This window comes from Lysinibacillus sphaericus, assembly GCF_015844675.1.
In the GTDB taxonomy this organism is placed as follows: Bacteria; Bacillota; Bacilli; order Bacillales_A; family Planococcaceae; genus Lysinibacillus; species Lysinibacillus sphaericus_E.
This window is the reverse complement of record NZ_LDGC01000074.1, coordinates 47520-66449: the sequence shown is the minus strand read 5'-3', so window position 1 is coordinate 66449 and position 18930 is coordinate 47520. Positions and strand designations below refer to the sequence as shown.

Annotated in this window: 17 protein-coding genes, 1 pseudogene and 1 riboswitch; of the genes and pseudogenes, 10 read left to right on the top strand and 8 right to left on the bottom strand. The window is 36.6% G+C overall.

The window, feature by feature from the left end; translation table 11 throughout:
* The first annotated feature begins 103 nt into the window (after nucleotides 1-103).
* Together ABE34_RS18995 and ABE34_RS18990 are read left to right on the top strand one after the other, a co-directional pair.
* Nucleotides 104-1379 (top strand): annotated as a pseudogene (locus tag ABE34_RS18995) (IS110 family transposase).
* A gap of 522 nt (nucleotides 1380-1901) precedes the next feature.
* Nucleotides 1902-2774 carry a DMT family transporter gene (locus ABE34_RS18990; protein ID WP_197144019.1) on the top strand — a complete coding sequence of 291 codons (873 nt, stop codon included), beginning with the start codon at nucleotides 1902-1904 and terminating at the stop codon, nucleotides 2772-2774.
* 243 nt (nucleotides 2775-3017) lie between these two features.
* On the opposite strand, the gene ABE34_RS25710 is transcribed toward ABE34_RS18990, so the two are convergent.
* Together ABE34_RS25710 and ABE34_RS25705 are read right to left on the bottom strand one after the other, a co-directional pair.
* Nucleotides 3018-3140, bottom strand: coding sequence for a hypothetical protein (locus tag ABE34_RS25710; protein WP_346655588.1), 123 nt, complete (start codon nucleotides 3138-3140; stop codon nucleotides 3018-3020).
* A gap of 13 nt (nucleotides 3141-3153) precedes the next feature.
* Entirely contained in the window at nucleotides 3154-3228 is a 75-nt protein-coding gene (locus tag ABE34_RS25705) for a hypothetical protein (protein WP_346655589.1), read from the bottom strand.
* 828 nt (nucleotides 3229-4056) lie between these two features.
* Here ABE34_RS25705 and ABE34_RS18980 point away from each other — a divergent pair.
* Both ABE34_RS18980 and cobT read left to right on the top strand, forming a co-directional pair.
* Nucleotides 4057-4821, top strand: coding sequence for a YheC/YheD family protein (locus tag ABE34_RS18980; protein ID WP_197144018.1), 765 nt, complete (start codon nucleotides 4057-4059; stop codon nucleotides 4819-4821).
* Nucleotides 4822-5282: 461 nt separating this feature from the next.
* Nucleotides 5283-5459: riboswitch (cobalamin riboswitch) on the top strand.
* 112 nt (nucleotides 5460-5571) lie between these two features.
* Nucleotides 5572-6627, top strand: coding sequence for a nicotinate-nucleotide--dimethylbenzimidazole phosphoribosyltransferase (cobT, locus tag ABE34_RS18975; protein ID WP_197144017.1), 1056 nt, complete (start codon nucleotides 5572-5574; stop codon nucleotides 6625-6627).
* A 120-nt stretch (nucleotides 6628-6747) separates the two neighbouring features.
* Here the strand turns inward: cobT and ABE34_RS18970 are convergent, their stop codons facing one another.
* Nucleotides 6748-7353 (bottom strand): trimeric intracellular cation channel family protein, encoded by a 606-nt coding sequence (locus ABE34_RS18970; RefSeq protein ID WP_197144016.1) that lies wholly within the window; start codon nucleotides 7351-7353, stop codon nucleotides 6748-6750.
* 283 nt (nucleotides 7354-7636) lie between these two features.
* On the opposite strand from ABE34_RS18970, the gene ABE34_RS18965 reads away from it, so the two are divergent.
* From ABE34_RS18965 to glnA, 3 genes are all read left to right on the top strand, one after another.
* On the top strand, nucleotides 7637-8887 hold the full coding sequence (locus ABE34_RS18965; protein WP_197144015.1) for an aminotransferase class I/II-fold pyridoxal phosphate-dependent enzyme: 1251 nt from the start codon (nucleotides 7637-7639) through the stop codon (nucleotides 8885-8887).
* 246 nt (nucleotides 8888-9133) lie between these two features.
* Nucleotides 9134-9508: a MerR family transcriptional regulator gene (locus ABE34_RS18960; protein ID WP_079560583.1), complete on the top strand. Its 375-nt coding sequence runs from the start codon at nucleotides 9134-9136 to the stop codon at nucleotides 9506-9508.
* Nucleotides 9509-9798: 290 nt separating this feature from the next.
* Nucleotides 9799-11133: a type I glutamate--ammonia ligase gene (gene glnA / locus ABE34_RS18955; RefSeq protein ID WP_197144014.1), complete on the top strand. Its 1335-nt coding sequence runs from the start codon at nucleotides 9799-9801 to the stop codon at nucleotides 11131-11133.
* Between the two features lie 703 nt (nucleotides 11134-11836).
* Here glnA and ABE34_RS18950 read toward each other — a convergent pair.
* Nucleotides 11837-12100, bottom strand: coding sequence for a hypothetical protein (locus ABE34_RS18950; protein ID WP_197144013.1), 264 nt, complete (start codon nucleotides 12098-12100; stop codon nucleotides 11837-11839).
* A 141-nt stretch (nucleotides 12101-12241) separates the two neighbouring features.
* Between ABE34_RS18950 and ABE34_RS18945 the strand changes: the two genes are divergently transcribed.
* A complete protein-coding gene (locus ABE34_RS18945; RefSeq protein WP_197144012.1) occupies nucleotides 12242-13363 on the top strand; it encodes an S-layer homology domain-containing protein in 1122 nt (373 codons plus the stop codon).
* A 384-nt stretch (nucleotides 13364-13747) separates the two neighbouring features.
* Here the strand turns inward: ABE34_RS18945 and ABE34_RS25230 are convergent, their stop codons facing one another.
* Entirely contained in the window at nucleotides 13748-14209 is a 462-nt protein-coding gene (locus ABE34_RS25230) for a CotD family spore coat protein (RefSeq protein WP_241747231.1), read from the bottom strand.
* A 588-nt stretch (nucleotides 14210-14797) separates the two neighbouring features.
* Between ABE34_RS25230 and ABE34_RS18935 the strand changes: the two genes are divergently transcribed.
* Together ABE34_RS18935 and ABE34_RS18930 are read left to right on the top strand one after the other, a co-directional pair.
* Entirely contained in the window at nucleotides 14798-16153 is a 1356-nt protein-coding gene (locus tag ABE34_RS18935; protein WP_197144021.1) for a YjiH family protein, read from the top strand.
* A gap of 178 nt (nucleotides 16154-16331) precedes the next feature.
* Entirely contained in the window at nucleotides 16332-16889 is a 558-nt protein-coding gene (locus ABE34_RS18930; protein ID WP_197144011.1) for a hypothetical protein, read from the top strand.
* 83 nt (nucleotides 16890-16972) lie between these two features.
* Here the strand turns inward: ABE34_RS18930 and ABE34_RS18925 are convergent, their stop codons facing one another.
* Genes ABE34_RS18925 through ABE34_RS18915 form a run of 3 tightly spaced genes read right to left on the bottom strand, consistent with a single transcriptional unit; the run spans nucleotide 16973 to nucleotide 18879 of the window.
* A complete protein-coding gene (locus tag ABE34_RS18925; RefSeq protein ID WP_197144010.1) occupies nucleotides 16973-17653 on the bottom strand; it encodes a hypothetical protein in 681 nt (226 codons plus the stop codon).
* The gene (locus tag ABE34_RS18920; protein ID WP_197144009.1) at nucleotides 17650-18516 is read right to left on the bottom strand and encodes an ABC transporter ATP-binding protein; all 867 of its coding nucleotides are present in this window, start codon (nucleotides 18514-18516) and stop codon (nucleotides 17650-17652) included. Before ABE34_RS18920 ends, ABE34_RS18925 begins: the two co-directional genes overlap by 4 nt.
* Nucleotides 18517-18519: 3 nt before the next feature.
* Nucleotides 18520-18879 carry a GntR family transcriptional regulator gene (locus ABE34_RS18915; RefSeq protein WP_197144008.1) on the bottom strand — a complete coding sequence of 120 codons (360 nt, stop codon included), beginning with the start codon at nucleotides 18877-18879 and terminating at the stop codon, nucleotides 18520-18522.
* Between the last annotated feature and the right edge of the window lie 51 nt (nucleotides 18880-18930).

Sequence of the window (18930 nt, the reverse complement as noted above, 5' to 3'; positions counted from 1 at the left end):
GTTAGAAGGATTTTCAGGGGCTTGAAAAAGAAAAAGTCCTCTTGTATGATGCATGAGTGTCAACGCCTAAATTGACCCATTATCACACAGGAGAACCCCATTTATGAATTCTATTACGAACCAAAAGATTAATCAAGTTACTGAAAAAACGCTCGTCATTGGTATCGACATTGCCAAGCGTACACATTACGCATGCGCGGTTGATGAGAGAGGACGCGTGCTCCAAAAATCGTTCCCTTTCTCTCAATCAAGGGAAGGTTTCGATGCTTTTTATGAAAGATTACTTGTTTTACGTGCTGCACATGAAAAAAGCGAAGTGTTAGTCGGTTTCGAGCCGACTGGTCATTATTGGATGAATCTCGCTGCTTATCTTAGTGCACACGGGATTCCATTTGTCATGGTTAATCCTCATCATGTCAATCGTTCAAAAGAATTGGATGACAATCTTCAAACGAAAAATGATCAAAAGGATGCCCTTGTCATTGCACGCTTATTGCGTGATGGGCGTTTCAGCTATCCGCGCCTTCTAGAAAACGTAGAAGCTGAATTACGAAACGGTGCAACGTTACGGTCCAAAATCCAAGAAGATCTAAATGCCTTACAAAATCGTATCATTCGTTGGATTGATCGTTTCTTTCCGGAATTTACGATGGTGTTCAAAGACTTCGGAAAAATGGCTTATGCGGCGCTTGAAATGACGCCACTACCAAGCGATATTCAAGGGAAGGCACCCGAGGAACTATTATTTTTATATCGCCAAGTCGAAGGTATGAAATCGCCTCAGCTACCAAAAGCGAAACAATTAGTTGAGGTAGCACAGCATTCCATTGGACTGACAGAGGGACTCGTGATGGCACGAATAGAAATCGCCACACTTCTCACACAGTACAAATTGATGCAAAGCCAACTAGTAACATTAACAGAACAGCTAACCGAAATAGCGAAAGAAATGACGGACTATGAGTACTTAAATTCCGTCCCAGGCATAAGCGACGTAACGATTGTCGAGCTACTTTCAGAAGTCGGTTCACTCACACACTATGAACATCCACGCCAATTAATCAAACTAGCGGGACTCACATTGCGTGAAAACTCTTCTGGGCAACGCAAAGGACAAAAACGGATATCCAAGCGAGGAAGAAGAAAGTTACGGGCTCTGTTATTTCGAGTCATGATGCCGTTACTTCGTCACAACGAAGCTTTTAAGAAATTACATGAATATTACTACACTCACTATCAATCCCCTTCGAAAGAAGCAATCGATTGTCGTACTGTGTGGAAAGTTACTGAAGATTTTACACACTTTGTGCAAGAAGAGAGTGTATTTTGATGTGAATCACATGATAAAAGATATTTATTGTCTCGTAGAGGCAGCCTAGCAACATCAAAGCTCGACCTACAACAAAAGGATGACACGGAGAAGCCGGCATTATTTATTCCATCCGACTTTGAGTCCCTAAAGGAGCATCGCCAGCCTCTGCCTTATGAATAGACCGAACGAAGGAATGTAATGCGCAAGGACGCCAAGAGACATGGGAGGGTACGTCATCATAAGCATCGCAGAGATCCATTAGTGCATCATATAATGGAATTTAAAGTTAATTTTGATGAATTAGCTTTAGCAAAGCGTACTCACCAAATGACAATGTATTGAAAAACTAGAAAACATTATATGTAATATTGGTGAAAAAATATTTTTCACCACTTTAAAAACGGGTCAAACCGTTGATATATCAACATTATTTATAGAGGGAGGGATAAGTATGTATCGAACAATAGCACCCCCAACAATGTCTTTACAGTAGAATCTACTGTTTAGGCATTCATTAAAAGCTTGCTAATTCTCAATAGATTCTACTGTATATCAGAGACTATATACATGTAGAAAGCAGGAATTAGAAATGAGCGGAAAACTATCTTTTATTGTATCAATGATTATTTTTGGCGCTGTCGGTGTTTTTGCAAAATATATTAAGTTGCCTTCAAGTGAAATAGCCTTTTGGATGAGTCTCATTGGCACTTGTTTTTTACTGTTAATTTTCCTTTATAAAAAAGAAAGATTTACGAAAACAACTATTTTGCAAAATAAATGGCCATTGATACTTTCGAGCTTTGCTTTATGCGGCAATTGGATTTTTCTTTTCCAAGCGTACAAGGAAACAACCATCGCAAATGCAGCGCTAAGTTACTATTTTGCTCCAGTACTAGTGATTTGTTTATCACCTATCGTTTTGAAAGAGAAAATAGTTGCAAGGAAAATCTTTTATGTTTGTGTTGCACTAGTAGGCCTGTATTTTATCGTCCAAAGTCAAACTACCGAAACGAGCGAACATTATATCGGAATTGTCTATGGGCTTATTGCAGCTTGTTTCTATACAATAGTTACATTCACCAATAAGTATATTCATGGCTTAAAAGAGCCTGATAATACGATTATTCAGCTTGCTTTAGCAGCGTTGTTCCTTGCGCTTTATCTTTTTGGGACCAATGGGCTCCAAATAATGCAAGTTGACATGAAATCAATTAGTTTACTTATAGCATTGGGTATTGTCCATGCTGGGATCGGCTTCTATTTGTTCTTTTTCGGAATGCGTCATCTAAATGGGCAAAGTATAGCTATTTTAAGCTATATTGATCCGCTAACATCATTACTGATTTCGACGATGATTATAGGAGAGAAAATGACGACACTACAAGTACTAGGCGCTATCCTTTTACTCGGCGCAACATTCCTGAGTGAAATAGATAAAACAAATTTGATATCACAGCAATAAACGGACAGAAAGCTCCCGAAAGCCTTTTGGGCATTAGGGAGTTTTTAGTAAAGGGGAATAGTATTAATTTTATCCCCTAAAGAACGTTTTAATATTTTTGAAGAAAGCATTCAATTTATCTTATTTTCTTCGATTTTGGGAGATGTTTGAGAATGTATTCTGCATAATTTGTTGCAAAGTCTATTCTTCTTTAATAATGTGCCATACACTATTCTTTAGTTTCTTGGTATTCAAAGGATGCCTCTACATATTTAAATAAATTTGTCGATAATCTTCTTCGCTTAGATTAAATTCGTTGTTAACTAAATGGATTTCTTTTGCCAGTGTAGTATCTGATACTGTTCTGTTATCCGTATTAAATGTCACTTTTATTCCATCTTTACTGAAACTTATAAATCGGATGTTCCGAATAATGATGAACAGCTTTCGTTTGGACATTACTTGTTGGACACATTTCAAGCACTACCTGTCTTTCTTTCACAATCTTATATGCCTAGGCACAATCTTTAATAAATACTCCGTGTCCTAATCTTTCAGCACACAACAGTTCAACAGCCTAAAGAACGTTTTTACCAATTCCTGTTTCACCGGCATGAATAGTGACTCTGTAGCCATATTGTTTGGTTAAAGCGATTGGATCTACGAATTTTTCACAAAATCTTCTTCTTCGGATGCACATAGGTCAATTGCCACTACACCTTTTCCAAGGAACTTTTTCCTCTTTTCAACCACCTCGAATGCACTTTCTAAATACATCGTCCTCACGCAAGACAGGATTATATTTCTCTTTATTTCTTAACAGCTTTCAGCGTCACTCACCCCATCTATAACAGATTGAATAATCTCTTCCAAATACCTTTAAAACCGACTTCCTCTACAACTTTTGCGGAAATACCGTTATGGTCTCCCATTAAAAATTCAAGTTTATTTGAATATATTTTTTTGAAAAAATTCGTCCTTTTTTTCCAATATCGCCCATCTCCATACTCGACATATCTATATGACTAAAAGTAAAGATTAGCGGGGCAAATATATTAGAAACTAATAATTTTGAAATCAATAAAATGGATGTATTGAGAACAATCATAATGCTACTTTTCTAGTGTAGTAAATTTATTATAACTCTAACAGAAAAATGGGGGATATTAGTCACGTTACCAAGCCTATCCTACCCATGCGAGATAAATCTATTTGCATACAATACAGTAACCTCCATAAGTGGGGAGGACTAAACTATTAATACAAAAGAAATAAAAATATCTAACTAAATGAGGTGAGTTTATTGAAAAATGGACTTGGAAAATGGGAACAATTCTTACTTTTAAAACAAAATCCTTTAACAACTAACTGCATTCCAGAATCAACACTTTACAGTCTAGAAAACCTAATCTATTTATTAAATAAATATGAGTATATTTATGTGAAACATAATAGCGCCGGACAAGGAAGAGCAATTTATAAAGTCTACAAAAGAAAAGATGGACACTATTGTTTTAACGGATTTACCATGCAAGGTGAAGAAATAAGTAAATGTGTAGCAGCAATTGAGGATTTCCACCAAGTTCTACATCCATATGAGAAACACGGTAGATTAAGCGGAAATTATATTATACAGGAAGGGGTCAAAAGTCTCACCCCTGATGGGGATTCCATATCCATTCGTGTTCATGTTCAAAATCTAAAGGGAAAATGGGTAATTGGTGGAATTTACGGAAGGCTTGCAACTGAGGATCATGGGATTGTCAATTCAAATCGGGGTTCTAAAGCAATATCGATTGAAGAATTATTATCAGGTTATTTGAAGATGGATAATACAAAGAAAGATCAAACAATAGACTCTCTAAAAGAAGATTCAATTTTAGCATCTGAAGTAATAGCATCCCACTTTCCTTGTAGAGAATATGGCATTGATTTTGGAATAAATCTTGAAGGAAAACCTATATTATTTGAAGTAAATACAACGCCTAGCATTCGTAGTTTTGCCAAAGTTGATAGGGCAATCTGGAAGAACATTGTTGAGATTAGGAAAAAGCAAAACGAAGGCTAAGTTTGAAATGTAGTTATTTTTCATTTTAGTCATCAGCATATTTCTATTCAATAGACATACATCAAAAAATTACTTTCCCTTCTATAATTTTAGGAAAGAAGAAACTTAATTGCATCCGTTACTTGTGAACGATTAGGAATTTACCTAGAAAAAATTTATTTTTTTAGGAGGTACTTTCTTTCAGAGTGATGTATGGCCAAAATTTCTAATGCCATTTGTTTATATTAATCCACTTAATTATATTATTGAAGCTATTAGAAAAACACTTATCTTCGAGACTCAAAATATTCAGACTTATCTGACTTAACTTTCAGTAGTAACTGCTATAGTAGTTATTACTTTAGTATTTTGTGTTAAAGTTTTTAAATATGAATAATTAAGCATATCCGTTCACTAAAAAACCATGAAGCTTGAAAATTTAAAATGTTGACACATTAAACGCTTTGACGTAAATTAAAAATAATTGCATAAAAGCATTAGGTGCCCATTGCGGGAGAATAGGGAATAAAGTGAAAAGCTTTAGCGGTCCCACCACTGTAAAAGGGAGTTTCATAGAGAATGCCACTAGCATTGTGCTGGGAAGGTTCTATGAAATGTTGAAATTGAGCCAGGAGACCTGCCTATCTGCTTCGTATTATAGACGATGGAAAAGTCTGTAGTTTATTTGTTATGGATAAACTACAGGCTTTTTATTTTTTTCTCTAAATCATTCTTCGAGTAACAAGGGCAAAAAAGAAAGGGGAAATTTTCATGCAATTATTACAACAAACGATCCAAAACATTCAAAGTGCCGACCACAAAATGATGGAGGAAACTAGGGAACGCATAGATTCACTTTGCAAGCCACCTAGTAGCTTAGGGAAGTTAGAGGCTCTAGCTGTGCAACTATCCGGTATAACAGGGGAACTATTTCCTGCGATTGATAAAAAAGCAATTATTGTCTGTGCGGCAGATCATGGTGTCTGTGCTGAAGGAGTGACACCGAATCCACAAAATGTGACGGTCTTCCAAACACTAAATTTCCCTAGAGGAGGAACAGGTGTCTGTGCTATCGCGAAAATAACAAATGCAAAAATTGTCACGGTAGACGTTGGTGTAAAAGAGGATATTCCGCATGATGCTGGTGTCATCATTAAAAAGATTAAATACGGAACGGATAATATGGCAAAAGGACCTGCTATGTCAAGGGAAGAAGCCATTCAATCCATTGAAGCAGGAATTGAAGTAGCTACGGAAGAAATTAAAAAGGGGATAAATGTGCTCGGGACAGGTGAAATGGGTATTGGTAATACAACACCGAGTGCTGCTATATTATCGGTTCTTCGCGAGTGTCATCCGAATGAAGTGACAGGCTTCGGCGCAGGAGTTGGACCAGGGGGAATAGCACATAAGGTAGAAGTCATTCGTAATGCTATAGCATTAAATAAACCAAATCGTCATGATGCTATTGATGTTCTTGCAAAAGTCGGAGGGTTAGAAATAGGTGCTATGGCTGGGGTAATACTTGCTGGCGCCGCACATCGTAAACCAGTTGTTATTGATGGCTTTATTTCTACTATTGCTGCTCTTATAGCGTACGAACTTGAGCCAAACGTAAAAGACTATATTATTCCTTCTCATGCTTCTGAAGAACCTGGCGCAAAAATTGCCGCTGAAATGCTCGGAATTGAACCGATGCTTCAGATGAATATGCGATTAGGAGAGGGATCTGGTGCAGCTTTAGCCTTTCCTATTTTGGATGCAGCAAGCTCTATGATGAAAAATATGACTACATTAGAGGAAGCTATGCTGCTGTTGAAAAAGTAGATTAATTAATCTTTAGGTGCTTATTGTCGCTGCTGTAGATGCTCGGCGTTTGTGAAAATAAGAAAAATTCAAAACAAGCCCAAATCTGATATTTGGGCTTGTTAATATGCAACGGTATAGCTATGCTCGATTCAACTTCCGTAACGGTAAACGCCATTTCCTCATATAAGAAAGTATTCTTAGTACGATGATCATACCAAATAATACATATAAAAAAATATCTCCTGAAAAGAGTTGAAGTCCAATAATAAGCCCGGCTAGTGCTGCCCAAACACCATAGATTTCATCACGGAGGACTAGTGGTTGCCGTCTAGCTAATAAATCTCGAACAATTCCACCACCTGACCCTGTTAAGACAGCAGCTACAATAACGGCGCTAATAGGCATGTCGAGCTTTACGGCATAGAGAGCACCTTGAATCGCAAATGCGGATAATCCAATAGCATCGGTAAAATTGCCCCAACGATGCCAATGTTGAATAAGTCGGTGCGGAAATACGAAAAATAACGTAATCGCTGCAAGGGCAATTTGGAACATCATATCCTGCCCCCACAGTGTAGTTACAGGTAAACCTATTAATAGATTTCGTATAGCTCCACCACCGAAAGCAGTGACGATACCGAGTATATAGACACCGAATAAATCATATTCTTCTTCCATTGCAATTATTGCCCCGGAAATAGCGAAGGCAATTGTTCCAATGATACTAAAAACCTCCCAAGCCAACCCTTTCACCCCTTATATGAATAAATCATTTCTTGTTGTAGATTAGTTACTAATACATACTAGAAAACATTAAAGTCTTCTTTTTTGTATTAGAAGCAAAGAAAGCATCGACTTACGATTTAGAATTATCAGATTAAATATCTAATTATATCAGAAATGCATAGATATAGTTTTTAATTTAACTTAGCGCCTAAATGCAATTAGAAACACAAGCAATTTTTGCAGGCAAGCTCACAAATTGTTAAGATAAGATTTGAACAAATGTGAAATGGAGAAGAACATAATGACTTTTACAACCAATTTATCAGAAGAAACACTAGCATTAGCTACTAAAATAGAAGAAAAGGTACGCCCTTTTCATGCAAAGGTAGAAGATATGGCGTTCTTCAATCAACAAAAAGTGCTTGCTGCGTTCCGAAAGCATCAAGTAAGTGATTATCATCTGCACCCGTCTAATGGTTATGGCTATGATGATGAAGGGCGTGACAATCTAGAACGTGTTTATGCGGAGGTCTTTGGAGCGGAGGCTGCTATTGTACGGCCGCAAATTATTTCTGGTACACATGCAATCACACTTAGCTTATTCGGAGTGCTGCGTCCTGGTGATGAATTACTTTATATTTCGGGGCAGCCGTATGATACATTGCAATCAATAGTCGATGGCGGCGATAAGGATACTGGCTCATTAAAAGATTATAAAATCGGCTATAGCCATGTGGATTTATTGAATAACCAAGAGATTGATTGGGAAGGTGTTGCAACTGCAATTACACCCAACACAAAAATGATTGCTATCCAACGTTCGAAGGGCTATGCAACGCGCCCATCCTTTACCATTTCGCAAATTACAGAAATGTGTGTAAAGATCCGTGAATTAGCACCAAATGCAGCTATTTTCGTTGATAATTGCTACGGAGAATTTGTTGAGGCACAGGAACCGACAGAGGTTGGGGCTGATTTAATAGCAGGCTCGCTTATTAAAAATCCTGGTGGAGGCTTAGCCAAAATTGGTGGTTATATTGCGGGTCGTGCAGATTTAGTAGAAAAATGTGCTTATCGTATGACATCGCCTGGTATTGGTGCTGAAGCAGGGGCAACATTAAATACGCTCGGTGATTTCTATCAAGGATTTTTCCTTGCACCACATGTTGTATCTCAAGCATTAAAAGGTGCCATTTTTACAGCTGCTATGCTAGGTGAAATCGGCATGAATACATCGCCATCGTATGACGCTAATCGTACGGATTTAATTCAATCGGTTTCTTTCCAAACGGCTGAACAAATGATTGCTTTTTGCCGTGAAATTCAAGCGAACTCACCAATTAATGCGCATTATGCACCTGAGCCAGCGTACATGCCTGGTTATGAAGATGATGTCATCATGGCAGCTGGAACTTTCATTCAAGGATCAAGCATTGAGCTTACAGCAGACGGTCCTATTCGTCCGCCATTCACCGCCTTTATTCAAGGTGGGTTAACATACGAGCACGTAAAATTTGCTATTTGTAGTGCTGTTCAGAAAATCCAAAAATAAGTAAGGAAAACTATTCAAAACTTCCGTTTTGAATAGTTTTTTTACTATGGACGAAAAAACATCTGTCGCCCCCAAGCGCCAAGCAGGAACGTAAACCAACCCCACGTTAAGATATTAGGTTTAGTTTTTTACAATTTTTCATCATTTCAAAAAAATTATAATAATCCATGTCAGGAAACCTCACATAAACGGTTGACGCTATAAATTTTTCGTTATATGATTAGCGAGTATTGGAGGGGAACTTAAATGAGTCGTGAAATTAGACGAACTATGCCGTTATTATCTATGAATATCGTAATGCAATTGACAGAGCTTTCGGCACGTCAGATTCGTTATTATGAAGAACACCATTTAATTGAGCCGCACCGAACAGAAGGCAACCGTCGCATGTTTTCATTAAATGACGTCGATACACTGCTGGAAATTAAAGATTATTTAGATCAGGGCATGAACATGGCGAAAATTAAAAAACTGTTCGCTAAAAAGAATGAACCTGTTTCAACAGATGAACGTGATTTAAGTGACTCAGAATTACGTAACATCATGCGTGAAGAAGTGCGTCAAGCGCAGCGCATGCAAAAATCATCCATCCGTCGTGGGGATTTATCTCGATTCTATTAATAAAAGGGTTCATCACCAAAGTTTGTGGATGACTTTTGTTAAAACGTCTACTATGTAAATAAGTTGATCTTCGTTACGGCTGGGCGACTCCTTGGGGATTAGCGTCACAGATGAGACCCTGCAGCGAAGCGAAGCGGCTCATCGGACGCCCCCAGGAAAGCGCCCAGTCGGAACGGAAATCAACTACACGTTTTGGTGATGATCCAATAAAAAGCAACATCATTCATTTCTTTATTAATAGAGTAGAGTAATGATAAAAAGCTAGACAATTTATAGGAGTGTGGAAAACTGTGGGTAAATACACTAAAGAGGACATTAAACGTCTAATCGAAGAAAAAAATGTAAGCTTTATACGTCTACAATTTACAGATATTCTTGGCACAATCAAAAACGTTGAGATTCCTGTAAGCCAATTAGACAAAGCACTAGAAAACAAAATGATGTTTGATGGCTCATCCATTGAAGGCTTCGTACGTATCGAAGAATCAGATATGTATTTATATCCTGATCTAGATTCTTTCGTAGTGTTCCCTTGGACTTCTGAAAAAGGGAAAGTAGCACGTTTCATCTGTGATGTATACACTGCTAAAGGCGAGCCATTTGCTGGTGACCCACGAAACAACTTAAAACGTATCCTTAAAAAAATGGAAGATATGGGATTCTCAAGCTTCAACTTAGGACCTGAACCAGAATTCTTCTTATTTAAATTAGATGCAAAAGGTGAACCAACATTAGAAGTAAACGACCACGGTGGTTACTTCGACTTAGCACCAACGGATCTTGGCGAAAACTGCCGTCGTGATATCGTATTAGAGCTAGAAGAAATGGGCTTCGAAATTGAAGCATCTCATCATGAGGTAGCTCCTGGACAACACGAAATCGACTTCAAATATGCAGACGCAATCACAGCTTGTGACAATATTCAAACGTTCAAATTAGTTGTTAAAACAATTGCACGTAAACACGGTCTACATGCTACATTTATGCCGAAGCCATTATTCGGTGAAGCGGGTTCTGGTATGCACTTTAATGTTTCATTATTTAAAGGTAAAGAGAATGCATTCTACGATGAATCTACTGAATTAGGTCTTTCTGAAACAGCAATGCAATTCATGGCAGGTGTTCTTGAGCACGTTCAAGGCTTCACAGCAGTGACAAATCCAACAGTTAACTCTTATAAACGTCTTGTACCTGGTTATGAAGCGCCATGTTATGTAGCATGGTCAGCTCAAAACCGTTCACCACTAATCCGTATCCCATCAGCACGTGGTCTTTCGACTCGTGTAGAAGTACGTTCTGTGGACCCATCTGCTAATCCGTATTTAGCGATGGCTGTTATTTTAGAAGCGGGTCTTGAAGGGATCCGTCGCAACTTAACACCACCAGCTGCTATCAATCGAAACATCTATGTGATGTCTGATGAAGAGCGTAAAGCGAATGGTATCGCAAACTTACCACCAGCGCTTGATGATGCGTTAGCATTACTTGCTAAGGATGAAGTAGCTCAAGCAGCTTTAGGTGAGCATATTTATGCAAACTTTAAAGAAGCAAAAGAAATCGAGTTCGACATGTACCGTACAACAGTACACCAATGGGAACGCGATCAATATTTAAAAATGTACTAATTAAAAGCGTTGGAGCTATGATGCTCCAACGTTTTTTTTGTGCACCCAGCCTGGACGTACATCATTTTATGCGGTATCTCCAGATCAAAATCAGCTAAATTTAGGTCTTCAAAATAATAAAAAGAACGCAAATCAATACATAAAAGCTAAGTTAATCATAAATATTTAAGTTTTTCTTATATGCCCTATACACACGTGACTTCGGGCATTATTATTTTTAAAGAGGTGAATTAAATGACGGTAGTATCATCGTTTGGATTAATAAGTATATCAATTTTTTATCTTTATCAAATTATCTTTTTTATCTTTTTCAGAAAAAAAGAACCTATAGAAGCTTCTTTTAAGTATTATAAATTTACATGTGTGATTAATTTCTTGATTTTTTTCGCGACTCTTCCAGTAGCGTTTATACTTAGCGCTATGTCATCAGGTAGCGGAGAATACAGGATGATTTCATCTCTATTTCCGTTTTTAATCATCAGTGGTTTACCATTACTATTCTTCATTTGGTCGCTAATAGATTTACTGATTTTACAAAAAGAAGAAATAAACAGATACATAGACTGATGAAAAATGCATTCAACAACCATTCTTAGCGATTAAAAGTAAGAGGTTAAGTAATTCGCTTGTTACTCAGTATTCTTTATGAAATGTACAACATTATAACGAATTATTTTTAAGCTGAACTAATTTTTGCATTCGTTCAGCTTTTATTTGTGATTAGAACTCTCGAACCTTTTTCACCTTTCGAATTATCTAATTTCCCCTCTTTCTTTAATCGTTCCACTTCAATTTGATAGGCCGTTTCAAAATCAATTTCTCTAAAAGAGAAATTCAACAATCCTTGCTCTTCCTCAAAATCAAACCCCGCCGCCCCCTGGAAATGCCCTTTTCCCTGAAATACTTTCTTTTTCGGCTCGTAATGATCCTCTAATGTAACCAAATCTTTAGCTAATAAAACCTCCACCAGATTTTCATAAGGAATACGACTAATTTTTTCTCGAAAACATTCTATATTACCATATTTTTCCCTCTATATATATTTGTAGCAGTCATGTAAACTATCTCTATTGGTAAAATTTTAATAGAAGAAAGTAGGAACAAACCAATGAAAGCACTATATGTTTTTTTATCTTCCCTTGTATTGTTTGGATTTATTTCTGTTTCGCCAGCAGAAGCAGCAGAAAAATCCATCGATATGTATTTTTTGGAGGATGTTGATTATGATCATTGGGCATACAATGAATTGGAACGCTTCTTGTATTCGGATATCATAGACGGATATGTGGAAACAGAATCGTTTGAAGAAGATGGAGAGGAATATGAATACACATCCGTCTCTATAAAACCAAAAAATTCGATTACTCGTGCTGAATTCACTAAAATTTTAGTGAATTCGATGAATTTACGTGCAGGTGAAACAGTTAAATCGTTCCCTGATGTAAAACCAGCGAATTGGTATTACGAGTTTGTTAAGGTTGCTAGTAGCCAAGGCATTATCAATGGTAAACCAGACGGTACTTTCCGACCGAATGACAAGATTACACGTAACGAAATGGCAGTCATGATTTACCGTGCATTCGAGTCAAAGCTTGATTTTTCAGCAACAGGAAAAGTATTCCCAGATGTACCAAAGGGGAATTTCGCCTATGAAGCAGTTGTGAAAACGGCAGCTGTAGGAATTATCAAAGGGTACGGAAATGTTTTCAAGCCTTACAATGATGCAACTCGTGCTGAAGCTATCGTGATGATTGATCGTGCCTTGCATCTAGAGCCCGCAACAGATGGGGATCAACTTGCGGTCATTCAAACAGTTGATCGTAACATTAAAGATGAGATGAAATTCACTGAACAACAAGACTTAAAAGCATTAGAAGCACTTTATCGTGAAACGACAATTGGTTACCAATTAGCTTATTCACTTGATAGTATGGGTATGGCAGGTATGTTTGAAGGATCGGATACTATATACAAGATGGAACAAATTGGTGAATATGCGATCAAAGCGGTTTCTGTAAATAATCATTTTGCTCAAGTCCGCATTGATAACTTAGTATATAAAGTATCTTTTACAGCGCCAGATATGTCTTTTAACATGAATATTGATTTATCAGGAACTGCTCAGCTTAAGAAAAATGCTGATGGTAAATGGAAAATTTATAACGTTGTTCTTGATGAAGATGACTATGAACAAGATTGGAAAGAAACATTAGAAGCTGAGATCAACTAAGAACAAAAAAGAGTAAGGAAAATTCTCTGAACCGTCCCGTAAAAGTTAGACATCAATCTAACTTTTACGGGGTTTTTTTATGGCAAAAGTAAATGCCGAACAACGATTCAAGCAGACCAGCGATACTTAAATGGAGATGAATCTAAGATTGAAATCGCGGAAGACGTCGGGGTGACGGATTTGTAAGTGAATGGGTTCGCCGTTATTAAAAAATGGTGTAGAGACTTTCTTAAGTCCTAGTAGGAATGTTAAGTAGCAAAAAATAAAATGCACACTACTAAAAATTGGAATTTAGTAATGTGCATTTTTATAATAAGCGTAACATTATAAACAAGTTATGATATAAGAAACCATCATGTACAGCATATCCTCATCGCTTCTATTTTAATAGCCCATATGATGGTGGCACGGCATATGCTGCTGATGGTGATGTTGGTGATGTTGATGATGATGCCCCATGTGGTGATGATGCCCCATGTGATGGTGATGATGTCCCATGTGGTGATGTTGGTGGTGATGATGTGGCATATGGCAAGGCTCAGGTGGCATTTCGCAAAGTGTATGAGTCTCACAACATTCATTCACGACAGATTCAGTGCAAGGGAAATGATACTGATGATCAATTATATGTTTATTAACTGTTGTGACATGTGCTGGCTGTACATGTGGTACAACTGTATGGATGTAATTTGTACGTACGAATTCCTCTGGTGGACAACAATGTGGCGGCTCATATTGAGTTGGACATGTAAGTGGTGGACAACAATGCGGGCCTTTTGCATGATGATGATGATGCATATGCTGCATGTGATGCATATGCTGCATATGTTGCATATGTCTTTCCATGGTAAAACCTCCTGTTTTGATAAGTTGTGGTTCATAATTAACATATGAGATAAAAGACGATATGGTCTATTTGTATGCCTATTAAGGGCTGGTTAAATCTCTTAGGCAATCAAAATAGGTATGATTAATGGAGAGTTTCACCAAATTTCAACTTCATTTAGACGTCGTCAGCCACTGTAAAATTGAGCTTTTTTGAAAAGTAATGATACAAAGAAGAATTGCAGATAATATTAGAAGAGAATAATAATAATATTAAATTTTAGATTGAATAAAAATGCATTTTGTTGTAGAATTAACCGATGTATCGTAGGTTTACGATATTTTTTAGCTCATAAAAATGAATGATAGTGATTATTCTAAAAAACTTTATGCATTGAGGATTCTAATTATAAAAAAGTAGTGTTTGGGCATTCCTTTATTACTTTTTAAAGGAATGTTTTTTATTTGATCATTCATTAACTACTCGGAAATGCCAGATTGATGAATGCAACACTTTATACAGATATACATTTCTTGGCGGTTTTAAAGTACCTAACAAGCTTGATGTATAAAACTTCGAAAAAACCTAAAGAAATGAGGCTTTAAATGATGAAAAAATATCCTACTTCTTCATACTTTTTCTTCATAATTCCGTCTCTTATTGGTGTTCTATTATTTATGACACCAGTCTTAACGGAAGATGGATGGAAAGTTCCGATTGCTATTTTAGCAAATTTATTAGCAGGTTTTGTGGCACCTATTATTAGTTACTTTACTTTAATTATATTTGCAATTTCGGCAATTGGTTCACTCATCGCCAAATTTATTCCTCGGAATAATGCAAAGGAATCTAGTATTTTATATACATTATTTTATGTAAATTGGTTTTGGACAATTATAAGAGTCATCGGTTTAGTATTTGCCTCAATGGTCGTGTTTAATTTTGGACCATCCGCGATTAACAATGAAAATACGGGTGGATTATTAATGAACCCTGACGGTGGTTTAGTAACATTTTTATTTACGATATTCTTATTTGCAGGCCTACTATTACCGTTTTTAACAAACTTCGGATTGCTTGAATTTTTCGGAACGATGATGGTAAAAATCATGCGTCCGCTCTTTAAAAGTCCAGGTCGTTCATCAGTTGATGCACTGACATCATGGGTTGGTGATGGAACAATTGGTGTTCTTATGACGAGTAAGCAATATGAAATGGGGAACTATACGAAAAAAGAGTCTGCCATTATAGCAACGAGCTTTTCTGTAGTATCCATCACATTCTGTATCGTAGTATTAGATACAGTGCATTTGTCACGCTATTTTATTCCATATTATTTAACGGTTGTACTTTGCGGTCTTGTGTTAGCGATCGTTATGCCGCGAATTTTTCCGCTTGCTAACAAAGAAGACACTTATATCGACGGTACACCAGTAGATTTATCACGTGAGGAATTACCTGAAGGCTATAATTCTGTATCTCATGGCTTAGAAAATGCTTTAGCCGTTGCGCATGGAAATCGTGACCCACGTCAATTTTTGAAAGATGGGACTAGAAATGTCTTGGATTTATGGATTGGTGTAGCGCCGGTCGTTATGGCATTTGGTACGGTTGCTTTAATGCTTGCTGAATTCACTAATATTTTTGCATTTTTAGGAAAACCGTTTGAACCTATTTTAACAGTACTTGGTTTACCAGAAGCAGCTGAGGCAGCGCAAACGATGGTTGTTGGCTTTGCTGACATGTTTTTACCTTCAATTTTAGGAGCGGGAATTGAAGCTGAAACGACACGATTTGTGATTGCTGTCGTTTCTGTTACACAGCTTATTTATATGTCTGAAGTCGGTGGCCTTATTTTAGGTACAAAAATTCCACTGAAATTTTTAGATTTAGTTGTTATTTTCTTAATACGTACGATTATTTCACTACCAATCGCAGCATTAGTTGCACATATACTCTTTTAGATTAAAAAAGCAATTGTTCGAATTTACTAATGCGAACAATTGCTTTTTTCTTTGTTAAAGTACGCGCGAAAAAGGAGAATATCTAAAAAAAGGAATTCAGTGAACAAAATATAACTAGCACATAAATTCATTAAGTTGGGAAAAACTACGTTTAAAGTGATGATACTGAGGTGATAAAATGGACAGAATTTTTTCTCTCTGCTTAAGTTCTTGTTATTTGTTATTTTCTCAGCCTAGTGATGCCTATATAAAAGACTCACCTAGTTCTTACGAAGAAGTCTATCCTGAAATAGGCTATAAAACGGTTGAAGGAGCTGCCTCCGATTTTGAACGGCACTTTCATCAAGGACTAAAGCTACCACTTCGAGTACCTCCTATTAGTTTTACACATCATTTTGGTCGGTTTAATGATCTAGATGGTGATATGAACGATTTTTTTGAAGTTACATTTGTTAATAATCAACTTCCTGAACATCATTATAAAATTACAGTTCGACCTATTCAGTATAAGTTTCCAGTTAAAAAGGAGAGTATAGTAAAGACTTTCATATTGAAAAAGGGAACGACTTCAATCTATATGGAAATCTCGGGTTTTCATGTACTTGCTTTCGAAAGAGAAAATTGGCAATATATGCTGTGGATTGATAAAAGGGTTTCAAATAAGGTGACACCTGAAGTGTTAGTTGACATTGCAAATTCCATTGACTATACAACGCTAGAGGATGAACGGGGTTAATTCAGCTGGAAAATGCCAAGACCTAAAGTTTTTTGGTCTTGGCATCATTTTCTTTTTGATAGTATGCCGAATAGCCTTAATAATTAAGCGGGATTGACAGAAGTATTTCTGATCGCCATCGTTATGATAGAGTAGAGTAATACACTAAAAACTAACAAACCACTTAATAGAGCGAAGCTAGATATATTTGATAGTAGATCAAACAAAGGAGAATACCATTTAAAAATGATTGTAACAATCGGAATTAAGACGAGTAACCCTATAAAACTGTAACCGCCAAGAGTTCCCAAGCGATAAAAGACAACATTCAATAAAAGTCCTGATGTTAGGAAGAAGAGCAGTAAAACAGTATCCAATGCCATCGTTTGTAAAAATGATGGGGAATTATTAAAAAGTAAAATAGGATGAATAATGAATATGTTAGAAACGTTAGAAAGTATTTTTTGTGTACAACCAATTATGAAGGCACTTACTAGGCTCCAACAGATGAAAAAGAGCCCCACATTGAACATGAATTGCAAGCGACATAAACCAAGCCTTAAAAAATAGGACAAGGTTTTATTTAGTAACTTTGCAGCCATAATACTGGAGAAGATATAAACAGGTATAGAAATCATGATATAAAAATTATAAATATACAGGTCAAAAAAAGTATCTAAGAATAACGACAATAGGACGATTGAAAATAAAATGCACCAAAAAGTTAAAATTTGCTTTTTATAACTTTGAAATAATACATACAAGCTTCCCTTGATTGTATTCATTTAATAGTCCTCGCTTTCTGCTGTTTACTTAAATACACTAACATATCCTGTAATGAAACAGGTTCAAGCATTATATTCTGTCCTTCAATGGATTGACCATCAGTGAAGACAATTGCAGTTAGCTCCTGCATAAATGTATGCTTATAAATAATCTTCAGACCACTAATTGCCTGCTCAACATCAGAAGGATTACCTTTTACTGCAACAATATGCTCATGCCATTCCTCCGCGGTTTTCTGAAGCAGTAATTGTCCTTCGTGTAAAATTAGTATTTCTTCAAATAGCTTACTTGCTTCATCAATTAAATGTGTAGACAATATAAAGAGTCTTGGATTGTCGGTTTGTTGTTCAATCAATAAATCATAAAAAGTATTTCGGGCAGCTACATCAAGTCCGATATAAGGCTCATCAAAGATCGTAATTCCTGCATTACTTGCAAAGCCTGTAATAATGCCTAACGCAGACACCATTCCTTTTGATAAACTGCGAACCTTATCTTTTGGATTAAGAGCAAAAACTTCTAGTAGCTCCATTGCGAGATCTCCATCCCATTTTGGATAAAAGAAGCTATTCGCCTTTAACGTTTGTGCAATTGTCATTTCCTCTTGAAAGTTTCCATTCTCTGCAACAAAACAAATATCACGTAAAGTTAAAGGTACATTGAAAACATTTTCTTCATTGACTGATATGTTTCCTTTAGTTGTAGAAATAAGTCCTGATAATAAATTTAAGAATGTTGTTTTACCAGCGCCATTATGACCCAAAAATCCAATTATTTTTGGTCCTTCAATTGTAAAAGAGATATTTTTTAAAGCTTCCTTATGTCTGTATGATTTACTAACATTTTTCACTTCGATTTTCATACGTTAACCCCTCTGTAACATATTTTGTAATTCTTTATCTGAGATACCTAATCGTATTGCTTCTTTCTTTAACGGCTCTATATGTTGCGTAAAAAAATTTTCCTTACGCTCTGCAATTAATATTTCACGAGCGTCACTACTCACAAACATGCCGACTCCACGTTTTTTATAAATTACGCCTTTGTCCACTAATTCGTTCACGCCCTTTCCAGCTGTTGCAGGATTAATTTGATATTCTTTTGCGAATTCATTTGTGGATGGAATGCGATCTTCGGGTTGTAGGTGTCCATCTAAAATTCCATCCTCTATTCGTTCGCGTATTTGTTGGAAAATGGGCTTTTCATTGTTTAAAGAGTGAATCACTATCCACCTCCTTATGTTAATTGGTTAATTACTTGTGTAACTAACCATACA